Source organism: Prodigiosinella confusarubida, from assembly GCF_002847015.1.
Lineage (GTDB): Bacteria > Pseudomonadota > Gammaproteobacteria > Enterobacterales > Enterobacteriaceae > Prodigiosinella > Prodigiosinella aquatilis.
The window spans coordinates 2,996,514-3,008,502 of the sequence record NZ_CP025085.1 but is presented as its reverse complement, the minus strand read 5'-3'; the positions used below and the strand labels follow the sequence as shown (position 1 = coordinate 3,008,502).

Below are 11,989 nucleotides of genomic sequence, written 5' to 3'. Positions count from 1 at the left end.
AACGGAAAGAACAACAGGCCACGCAAGTGTCTTGGGTTCAGACAACCCTCGGTGGTGTTTGCAGAGTTAAGAAAGGCTACTTAGCGTTGCACTTCGGAGTTGAATCCACCGCTTAGGTTTTCTTTAATATTATAAAAAAATAAGGAGCTATACGTGAAAGCCTACAAGTATATGAGCATGAGAAATTATGAAGAGTTTGTGAAAAATAAAACGTTAAGGCTTACAAAGGCGCACTCTCAGAATGACCCCTTCGAATTTCTTTTGAGTGCCACCTACTTGGATGGTTTATTTAAAGTCAATGATGGGAAAAAAATTTCAATGAGTATTTAAATATGTCGGGTTGCATATCAATGTCCACGACTAAAGAAAGTATATATATGTGGTCTCATTATGCAGATAATCATAAAGGAGTTTTACTTGAGTTTACTTTTGATGAAGGCGATCCTAAGTCTTTATTTTTTGGAATGGGAAATGTTTTTGAAAATAGTCACATTAAATCGCCAAGTGGTTTTCAATGTGGTCCAGTAGAGTATCAGAGTTCGAGGGTAATATCCAAATCAAGCAATAAGTTAAACGATATTATAAGTAAATCTTATTTCATAAAATCACATAACTGGGATAAAGAGAACGAGTATAGGTTTATTTTACCTTTTGCAGAATATTGGGAAATTTTATTTACCTCTAAAGGGCTAAAAAAAGCATTGCATAACATTAAATTTGAAGGCTTTGAGCAAAGGTTCATAAATGAAAATTCAAACGACAAATATCCTTTTAAAATAAACGGGTTAAGCTTAAGTTTCTTATTAGGAAATAATCACATTACAACCTTAAGTGACATATGGGAAAATGAAGGTGATGACTGTATTTTTGTTGTTCGTGTTAATTATGATAAACTAACCGGAATTTATTTTGGCTGCAAGAGTAATATAAGTGGTAATTCTTATATCCCTGAAAATTTTTTCACAAACTCGATGGCTCAATACATGGGGTTTACAAAGCATCTCCTGATGATGATGAGTTTAAATTGAATTTTACACCTATAAATATCACTTTATTTAACGAAGGAAAATAATTAAATTCCATACTAAACCTTCTAATTTACTCCGAAAAAATCTCTATTAAGAGAGGCCCGGTTGGAAAAGGGAAAACATCCCACGCTAAGAATTTTTTTTGTACAACTCACTATCCACTGAGCGTAATAACAATAATTTTCTTACAGTGAGCCCTCAATATCTAGACCAACCCCAATGAAACCATAATGTACATGACGAACTATTGTCCTGCCTCGACAACACTTCTTGAATTTGATTCCAGGGCCACAGAAACACTTCTGATTAGGCTTCAAATCAACGTAGGTATCATTTCCCTTATCGAATTCAATTTGAATCACTGTGCTTTTCGCATGGCAAAGGGGATTCCCCCACCTCAGTCACAAATCTGAAGTGAGGGAAACGTTCCTATGTCTGATTTATTGTAGCCAGGTTTTAACCACTTCAGTGATCAATTCTTCCTCCTCAATAATATCGTGATGATGCCGATGAGGGAGCAGTTGAACATGTAACTGCTTAACCCAGTCCGAAATGTAATTATCAGGGATATCCAGGAGTTGCCGGACAGAAAAATATTTGCAATTTGATTCGAATGGCGAGGATTTTCCCGCTTTTAATAATGTCACCCGAGTATATTCTAAAATACCAGACAGAGTTGAACCGGCTAGTTTGGCGTCATAATCTACATTGGCTAGCGCTCGTTCAATACACGTTTTATCGTATCCTAACTGAGGTAAAAGTTGCGCCATACCCGCCACCGATACTGCGTTGGGAACAGAAGATCTGTTGGCGTAAATAAAGCTATCAAGCAGCAAGACATCAATATCTTTTATCCCACGCGCTTCCAGAATAGCCGCCATCTCCAAGGCGATTTCCCCACCGAGTGACCACCCCAACAGACGAATCGGCTTGTTTAGTAGTCCTGCCTTCTCGACCTCATTCAGATAGCGGTTTGCCAGAGTGCACAAGCAACTAATTTTATCATTTGACAAAAGATTATGGTTATCAAGCCCATAACAATTGAAATAAGATGACAGGCATGCCGCCAGAGAATGATAAACCTCACAGCCAGCGATGGATGGATGAATCATCAATAACGGCGGTAAAGATTCTGTACTCGAGGACAAACGTTTTAGCAAAGAACCGCCCACCGTCAAACTAAGATATTCGCTCTGTTTTGCAATCGTTGGGTGAATAAATATATCCGCTACGGATATCCCATTCTGAACCTGTTGATTAATGCTGGAAACTAATTTCAACGCCAAAATTGAATTGCCACCTATGTTGAAGAAGTTATCGTGAACACTTATTTTCTTCAGCCCAATAACATGCTGCCAGATATGACAAAGTCGCGTTTCCATATCATTTCGGGGAGCGGTGTAATTATCCTCATTCACCCAGTCAGGTTCAGGCAATAAGCTGCGATTCAGTTTGCCATTACACGTGAGCGGCACCACATCTATCTGGGTAAAGGCTGCCACTGACGGCACCATGTAGTCCGGTAAACGATCCGCTAGTGTTTGATGCAGCTCGTCGAAATCAACTGCACTATCCGCCACGACGTAAGCAGCCAGGTATTTGTTTCCATCCAGCTCACGGTCAATCACCACCGCCTGCCTGATGTGCGGCAACCCGATAAGAACATTTTCAATTTCACCCAGCTCAATACGATATCCCCGGATTTTAACCTGCTGGTCGTTACGTCTGTAATAATCAATATTGCCGTCAGGAAGATAGCGGGCCAGATCGCCAGTACGGTAAAGATATCCGCCGGGGGTGAATGCATCCGCCAGGAAGCGCTCAGCCGTGAGTACTGGTTGATTCAGATACCCCAGCGCGACACCAATGCCGCCAATATATATCTCACCGACAGCACCCAAAGGCACCGGCTTGCCATGAGCATCCAGCAAATAGATGCTCGTGTTGCCAATCGGACGGCCAATGGGCACCCGCAGTTGAGACGCTGCATCCGTGATATGCGCTGTAGTCGCAAAGGTGGTGGTTTCAGTAGGCCCATAAGCGTTGATCAGATTAACCGGTCCGCCTTCCTTCAGCACCTGTGAATAGGCATGTGGATTGGCCACTTCACCACCGCTGAGTAGATACTTCAGTTGAGCCAGCGTTGAACTTATGGTATCCGCATACTGATTAAACAAAGAGGTGGTTAGAAACAGTGTGCTGATTTTTTGCTGCTTAAGAATCGTTGAAAATCGTTCGGCATCAATCACGTCGGACGGATCAACCACAACCAGACAGCCACCGTTTAGCAACGCGCCCCAGACTTCGAAAGTAGAGGCATCGAATGCCGGGTTGGAGATAAAGGCAATACGATCGGTATGATCTATGTTGGCAAAACCATTATTAATAACTAATCGGCTAATACCCTGATGCGTGACCATCACACCTTTCGGCATGCCGGTAGAGCCTGACGTATACATGATATAGGCCGCGGCGGAGCTTGAAAGCTTCAGCGTTGGGTTGTGAGCGGATTCTCTTACTCCTGAATGAACAAATAGTCGGCCCACCTTAGCGCTGATTTGCGCCGCATCTTTTTCCCCAATAATGACCCATTCCACTCCGCTGTCTTCAATAATCCAATTTTGGCGCGTGATGGGTAAGCCAGGATCTATTGGAACATATAGGGCTCCCGCTTTGAGAATAGCTAATTGGGCGATAACTAATTCGCAGCTGCGTTCAATATAGGTCGCTACCCTTTGTCCCGGTTCAATACCGACCTTAATCAAATGATTCGCCAGCTGGTTTGCCTTACGGTTTAACTGCGCGTAGGTCAGGCTTTTTGCAGCATGTACCACTGCAGTGTCGTCAGGCACAGCGCACGCTTGAGCCTCAAACAGCGAGTGAATACACTGATGTCGAGGGTATTCCCTGACCGTGTTATTCCATTCGTTTATCAGCAGGTTATATTCTTTGTCAGGGATTATCGGCAGGTCGCATATTGCTACATCCGGCGTGTGTTCGAGGGCGTTAATCAGGGAGGTTAACGCCTGTTGCATATAATCGCATATCCGCTCCGCGCTAAGCGAGTCAACCACCTGCGCAGTTAAACCAAGCGAATCCAGACCATCCTCTACAGATAACACCAAAGGATAGTTAGTTTGTTCTTGAGCACTCAGTAGTTGAATGCCTTTGGGACGCGGCGATTGTTCCCGATGGTTATGGTGGCGATAATTCAGCAAGGCGCTGAACAATGGCATGCCGGAATCCACGCCGCTGCAGCGTTGCGCCTGTGCTAGTGAGGCATGTTCATGCGCCAAAAGATTGCTTAAATTTAGATGGGCCTGTCGAACAGCCTCTTTAACACTACGGCCATCAATATCCAGTCGTAGCGGCAATGTATTAATAAATAGTCCCATTGCCCGATCGGCTTCGCCTCCGGCCGCCAGGCGTCCGAGAAGCACCGTGCCGAAAACCACCGCATCGCAACCACTGCTGCATGCCAGCACTTGCGCCCAGGCTAAATGGCACAGGCTGGCCAAACTGACGCCCAACCTTTTTGCCTGTTGCCGTGATCGCATATTCAATTCCGCAGGCAGTAAGCGATGCGTCGTTACCGCATGCCGGCCACTACCGTGAACATCTTTCAGATCAAACGGCAGCACGGGCTCATTAATATCCTCTAGCATATTACGGAAGAAGCGCTCGTGTTCGGCGTCATTCATTCCCAACCGAGCCTGCGCCACTGCATTGCGGAACGGTTGTGCGCGGGGGAGCTCATGACTGCGCCCGGCCATAATGACGCTGACTTCCTCATCGATCAGCTCCAGCGTAGAGTGATCGCCTATCAGATGATGCCACTGTTGCAGTACGCACCAGCTTCCGTTCGGTTTCTGAGCAGCGATAAAATACAGTAGTGGGGCAACCGACATATCCTGTCTGGTGCTGCGTGGATCGTACTGCGCTAACAACTGCTGCTCTATCGGCCCATCTGCCGGATTAAGTATAATTTCAGTCATTGAAAATCGTGCCTGACGGCACACGACCTGAACCGGAACAGTTAATCCTGTGCTGAAAAATGCAGTACGCAGAATATCATGACGGTCGATGACCTGTTGCATAGCCGCTAACCATAGATCCAACAGTGCACGATTATCGAAAAGCAGCAGCGCCGACAATAAATACGGGTCACCATCTTGCGTTAGCAGGTGATGAAATAGAATGCCTTCCTGCAGCGGGGATAGCGCATAAATATCCTGTATATTTTCTATCCCTCCCGGCACTTGCAAAACCAGGTTGTCGATCTCAGTTTGGTTCAACTCGACAAGCGGCAGCATCTCTGGCGTTATTCGCTGAGTATCCACTGTGATCAGGTTTTCAGGAAGTTTGATTTCACATTGCGTGACCAACTCCTGCGCCAAAGCGGCAAGGGTAGGGGCAGAGAACAATGTTTGGATACCGGCGGTCAGATTGGCTTTGCGCAGTTGTACGATGAGTTTCACCGCCAAGAGTGAATGACCACCCAACTCAAAGAAATTATCGTGGCGTCCGACACGCTCAACGCCCAGAAGTTGACTCCAGATCGCGGCTAACAGCGTTTCGGTCTCCCCCTGCGGTTCTACATAGGATTCCTGCATACTGTAATCTACGGCTGATGGGAGAGCGCTGCGGTCCAGCTTCCCGTTGGCCGTCAGTGGGATGGCCTCAATCTGGCTAAAAGTGGTCGGCACCATATAGTCCGGCAGGACCTCCGCCACGGTTTGACGCAACAGATAGAAATCGACAGGGCATTCCGCCACGACATATGCCGCCAGATACTTGCCGCCGTCGCGTTCACGGTCAATAACCAGGGCCTGTTTGATATCCGGCAACTTGCTAAGCGCGTTTTCCACCTCGCCCAGTTCAATACGGTAGCCACGGATTTTGACCTGGGAGTCATTCCGGCCAACGAATACCATATAGCCGTCCGGGTGCATCCAGCCCAGATCACCGGTTCGGTATAAACGCTCTCCGCTTCTCGGGTGGACGATAAATTGCGCTGCGGTACGTTCTGCATCAGCCCAGTAGCCATCTGCCAGCCCCACACCGCCTATATAGATCTCGCCGCAGGTCCGCTCCAGACAGGGGACCAGCTGCCGATCCAGAATATACATATGCTGGTTAGCCAGTGGATAACCATAGGGTATGCTTGACCACGACGGATCTAGCGCTTCAACCGGATAGCAGATAGACCAGATGGCCGCTTCTGTGGCGCCGCCCTGGCTATGCAGAACGGCGGAAGGATGGATCCCCCGCAGTTGCTCCGGCAACCCCAGCGGGATCCAATCGCCGCTCAGTATGACCAGCCGCAGGGGAATGGCGGCCACATCTTGCTCGCTTGCCCAGTCCAGCCACATTTGTTGTAATGCGGGAACGGTGTTCCACAGCGTGACGCCGTAGGTCTGCATGCACCGATACCAGTCAGCGGGTTCACGTAACCCCTCAACCGGCGGAAGCACCATCTGACCACCGGCGGCCAGCACACCGAAGATATCCCAGACCGAAAGGTCGAAGTTGAGTGCTGAGATGGCCAGCACCCGGTCATCTTGCGTGATCTCATAACGGGCATTGATATCAAGTACGGTATTGGACACCGCCTGGTGACTCATCATCACCCCTTTGGGCGTGCCGGTAGAGCCGGAGGTAAAGATCACATAGGCCAGGTCGGTCAATGACTGGCGGGGGGAGAATGGCCACGGTTCGACCAACTGCGCGTCATTCAAGGGAATAACCTGCAACCAGTCAACACCTTCGGACTCAATACCCAATGCTGACAGATGGGGTTGAGTCAGGGCCACATTGACCTGACCGGATGCAAGCAGCTGTGCTCTGCGGGCGGGCGGCAGGCTGGCATCAATGGGGAGATAGGCGGCGCCGGCCATCATGATCCCGAGAACGGCGACCACCTGTTCCCAGCCTTTTTCCATGACCACTGCAACAAGGGTATTGGTCTGCACCCCTCTGGCATCCAGTTGATAGGCAACCTGGGTCGCTTCCCGCACCAACTCCCGGTAGGTGAGATGTCTGGCATCGCAGGCAATGGCCGTTGCACCGGGTCGGCGTCTTGCCTGTTCGATGATGGGAAGATGCAGTAATGTGACGGGAATATCGGCTACAGTGTCATTGTAAGCAGCCAAATAATCGGGCTCCCGACATACCAAGGCTGAATTTGCGGCGATCTCGCCTATCATCAGGGCAGTGTCTTTCACAAAAAATATTAGGATTTCAATATATAAATCAATTATTTGTGAAATTACTTTTTCTTCAAATAAACTTTCCGCAAAATTTAGACATCCCGTAATGCATGTCAGGCTGTCATCGAGAAACAGCGTAATATCGAACTTGGCCGGGCTATACAGTGTTTGCCCATTGACGGATTCTAACGGTATCAACGGTAGTTCCTGCCAAACATCAGCCTGAGCAAAGTGTTGCACGCTGAACATGACCTGGAAAACAGGATGTCGTGACGGATCTCTGGTGACGTTCAACGCATTGACTAACCGCTCAAAGGGTAATTCCTGATGTATTTTTGCGGAAGTGATCACTTGGTGAACTTGAGCAATTAATGCGGTAATGCTCATTTGCGGCTGTACCCTGGCTCTGAGTGCCAGGCTATTGACAAATAGACCGACCAGCTCCTGAGTTTGAGGATGATGACGATTATCCGACGGGGTGCCGACCACGATGTCATCCTGACCGGATATCATCGCCAATGTTGCATAAAAGGCGCTGAGCAGTACCGTATACAGTGTCGTTTCCCGGTCGGCGGCTAAAGCGCGCAGTTGGGTGGACAAATCAGCATCGATAAAAATGCGCCTGTCTTGCCCTCTGTAATCCAGCTGTTCTGGACGTGGCAGGTTGGTTGGGAGCGTGAGATTTTCATAACCGGATAAGGTCGTTTTCCAATAGGCCAGCTGTTGCTCCAACACTTTGCTTTGTAAATATTGCTGTTGCCACAAAGCATAATCACCATAGCTGATGGTGTGCTCAGGCAAAACAGGCTGCTTTTGTTCACACAATGCTTTATAGATAATGGCTAATTCATTCAGGAAGATGTCGGTTGACCAGCCGTCAAAGGCAATATGGTGCCAAAGTAACAGCAAATATTGCTGCTCACCAACACGATAATAATGTATCTGCATTGGCGGCTTGGTGCTGAGGGAAAATGGTTGTTGGATCGTTGCTGTGATTGATTCGCGCAATGTTTTATCGCTATCACATTGATGATGATTTATCGCTATGGGTCTCTTCAAAATCCGTTGCACGGACTCTCCAGTAGGATCCTCCTGTACGTAGATTGAATTGAGGACTGAATGACGAGCAATGGTCTTTTCCAGTGACTCCATCAGAACATCTAACCGTACATCAGGAAGGAGTTCTGCGAGAAGAGGAATATGATAGGCACTTACCTGTTGCTCATACTGCTCAATGAACAATTGGCTCTCTTGCGCAAAAGAGAGCGGATAATGGTCAGTATCAATATGCGGGATTAATGTGAGAACGGGGCCTCTCTGACTTCCTACAATAGCAGAGGCTAACGCCGCCACCGTTTTAGTTTCAAATATTATTGCCAGTGTTACATTAGTATCCATAGTTTGTCGGATGGCAGTCGACAATCGTAAGGCACTGATGGAGTTCCCCCCAATCTGGAAGAAGTTATCGTAAATACCCACTCGATCGATCCTCAGCACCTGCTGCCAGAGATGGCATAGCTGTGCCTCGATGTCATTGCGTGGGGCAACATAGTTATCTTCACAACCCCACAGGGGTTCAGGCAGGGAAGTGCGGTCCAGCTTCCCGTTGGCCGTCAGTGGGATGGCTTCAATCTGGCTAAAAGTGGTCGGCACCATATAGTCCGGCAGGACCTCCGCCACGGTTTGACGCAACAGATAGAAATCGACAGGGCATTCCGCCACGACATATGCCGCCAGATACTTGCCGCCGTCGCGTTCACGGTCGATAACCAGGGCCTGTTTGATATCCGGCAACTTGCTAAGCGCGTTTTCCACCTCGCCCAGTTCAATACGGTAGCCGCGGATTTTGACCTGGGAGTCATTCCGGCCAACGAATACCATATAGCCGTCCGGGTGCATCCAGCCCAGATCACCGGTTCGGTATAAACGCTCTCCGCTTCTCGGGTGGACGATAAATTGCGCTGCGGTACGTTCTGCATCAGCCCAGTAGCCATCTGCCAGCCCCACACCGCCTATATAGATCTCGCCGCAGGTCCGCTCCAGACAGGGGACCAGCTGCCGATCCAGAATATACATATGCTGGTTAGCCAGTGGATAGCCATAGGGTATGCTTGACCACAACGGATCCAGCGCTTCAACCGGATAGCAGATAGACCAGATGGCCGCCTCTGTGGCGCCGCCCTGGCTGTGCAGAACAGCGGAAGGATGGATCCCCCGCAGTTGCCCCGGCAACCCCAGCGGGATCCAGTCGCCGCTCAGTATGACCAGCCGCAGGGGAATGGCGTCCACATCTTGCTCGCTCGCCCAGTCCAGCCACATTTGTTGTAATGCGGGAACGGTGTTCCACAGCGTGACGCCGTAGGTCTGCATGCACCGATACCAGTCAGCGGGTTCACGTAACCCCTCAACCGGCGGAAGCACCATCTGACCACCGGCAGCCAGCACACCGAAGATATCCCAGACCGAAAGGTCGAAGTTGAGTGCTGAGATGGCCAGCACCCGGTCATCTTGCGTGATCTCATAACGGGCATTGATATCAAGTACGGTATTGGACACCGCCTGGTGACTCATCATCACCCCTTTGGGCGTGCCGGTAGAGCCGGAGGTAAAGATCACATAGGCCAGGTCGGTCAATGACTGGCGGGGGGAGAATGGCCACGGTTCGACCAACTGCGCGTCATTCAAGGGAATAACCTGCAACCAGTCAACACCTTCGGACTCAATACCCAATGCTGACAGATGGGGTTGAGTCAGGGCCACATTGACCTGACCGGATGCAAGCAGCTGTGCTCTGCGGGCGGGCGGCAGGCTGGCATCAATGGGGAGATAGGCGGCGCCGGCCATCATGATCCCGAGAACGGCGACCACCTGTTCCCAGCCTTTTTCCATGACCACCGCAACAAGGGTATTGGTCTGCACCCCTCTGGCATCCAGCTGATAGGCAACCTGGGTCGCTTCCCGCACCAACTCCCGGTAGGTGAGATGCCTGGCATCGCAGGCAATGGCCGTTGCACCGGGTCGGCGTCTTGCCTGTTCGATGATGGGAAGATGCAGTAATGTGACGGGAATATCGGCTACAGTGTCATTGTAAGCGGCCAAATAATCGGGATCTGGGCGTTCGGACGCCGACATAATTAACAGTTTTTCTACTACCCAGTCCGCCTCTTTAAGACCATGTTCAATAATGCTGATCAACTGTTGGGCAAGATGTTCTGCTTCTTGATGAGAAAAATAACCTTTTCCACAAGTCACTTTCAAACTCAAGTTTTCATTAAACGCATAATGAATCAGTCGAACCTGCAAAGGCTGCTGTTCCCACCCACCTTTAAGATGGATTAATGGAATTTTTATGTCGTCTTCCAGCACCTCATGTTCAAACCGCTCATAATTGACGATGATATCAGGTAATGATTCTCCGTCGCTCTGTAGCAAGCGTGATAAATGGCTGGTTGGGAATCGGCAATGCCTTAGGCCAGCAGTGATTTCTTTACTGCTCTGTTGCACCAACTGGCTGAAGTCCCACTCTGGCTTATGATTGCAGGTGACCAGCATTGAATCGGAGAACATGCCCACGACTTGCATGCCCGTTTTGCCTTTCCGCCCATGAACCACAACCTGCAGTGTGCTGTGTTGATCCTCTGAAAAATAAAGATGAACGGCAGAGGTCAGCACTGCCAGTGGACTGACTTTATGCATCCGGCAGAAATCTGAAAGTAATGATTTTACATGGTCAGGCAGCGGTAAGCTGACATCCAAATTTCCCTTCTTATCGTAGCGGCGAGGGAGTCGCGTATTATTGTTTTCGCTGGTTTTACATTGCCAATAGCTTCTGTCTGTTTCATAGCGCTTGCTGCCAAGGTAGGCAGCCGCATTTTCCGCATATGGGCGATATTGAGGAATCTGCGTAAGCCATGAGATATCTTTTTTGCCGATCGCGCAGTCATAGAGTTTGTAGAGATAATCCAACATCACCGTCACGCCAACACCATCGATAAAAATATGATGAAAACGGAAGAATAAATATTGTTGATTTTCATTAATCTTCAGCAGCGCAGCAGCGGAAACCTGGCCTGAAAGAAAATCCATTGGTAGGGAAAGTTGTTCATACATCCATTCCATTGCTGCTTTGTGGGGCAGGGGTTCTTTTGAGAAATCGTATTCCTCCATAACAGCATCGACTGTATTTCTTATGCGCTGAACAGGTGCTGAGTCAGTTTGCTCTATAAGCATGATGCGGAACGCATCCAGATGTTGATGCAGCAACTGCCAGCAATATCGCATAGTACCTGAGTTTACATTGAACGGTATTATTTGATAGATGCCAATATTATAAAGCGGTTCGTCAGGTTTTCTGATCTGGTCAAAATAAATATTTTCTTGCGCGGGATGAAGTAAAAATAGCTCGCTATCTTTTTCAATGACGTCCATGTGGATACCTTTTAAATATATAGCCCCCTTACTTTACGCAAAGGGATACTAACCTATGATGTTTTTATTCCTATTTATGGGAAAGATAATATTCCCATATGAGAAACAACAAAATAACTTCTACCGTACTTTATATCAAAGTCCGTTATTGTAAAAATAAATTACCATAATTAAAAACTGAAGAGGTAAATTACTATATCCCATTATTGTTAACCTTTTACACGATAAAAGTTAACAATTATTTATGTGCAAAAATGCTTATAACAGATAATTTTTTATCAATAAAAACAGATAATTAATGCGTTATTGATGGTATACCCTCAT

3 protein-coding genes are annotated in these 11,989 nt (G+C 48.1%); 2 read left to right on the top strand and 1 reads right to left on the bottom strand.

Annotation, left to right across the window (positions count from 1 at the left end; translation table 11 throughout):
- Positions 1–153: 153 nt before the first annotated feature.
- A complete protein-coding gene (locus CWC46_RS22875) occupies positions 154–330 on the top strand; it encodes a hypothetical protein (RefSeq protein ID WP_021016033.1) in 177 nt (58 codons plus the stop codon).
- A 20-nt stretch (positions 331–350) separates the two neighbouring features.
- Positions 351–1,028: a DUF2971 domain-containing protein gene (locus tag CWC46_RS13530; protein WP_157831374.1), complete on the top strand. Its 678-nt coding sequence runs from the start codon at positions 351–353 to the stop codon at positions 1,026–1,028.
- 440 nt (positions 1,029–1,468) lie between these two features.
- On the opposite strand, the gene CWC46_RS13525 is transcribed toward CWC46_RS13530, so the two are convergent.
- A complete protein-coding gene (locus CWC46_RS13525; RefSeq protein WP_101377502.1) occupies positions 1,469–11,665 on the bottom strand; it encodes a non-ribosomal peptide synthetase in 10,197 nt (3,398 codons plus the stop codon).
- Between the last annotated feature and the right edge of the window lie 324 nt (positions 11,666–11,989).

Bases quoted from the DNA above. Each gene is read 5' to 3' on its own strand.
- CWC46_RS13525 (WP_101377502.1), bottom strand. From the start codon at position 11,665: ATGGACGTCATTGAAAAAGATAGCGAGCTATTTTTACTTCATCCCGCG.
- CWC46_RS13530 (WP_157831374.1), top strand. From the start codon at position 351: ATGTCCACGACTAAAGAAAGTATATATATGTGGTCTCATTATGCAGAT.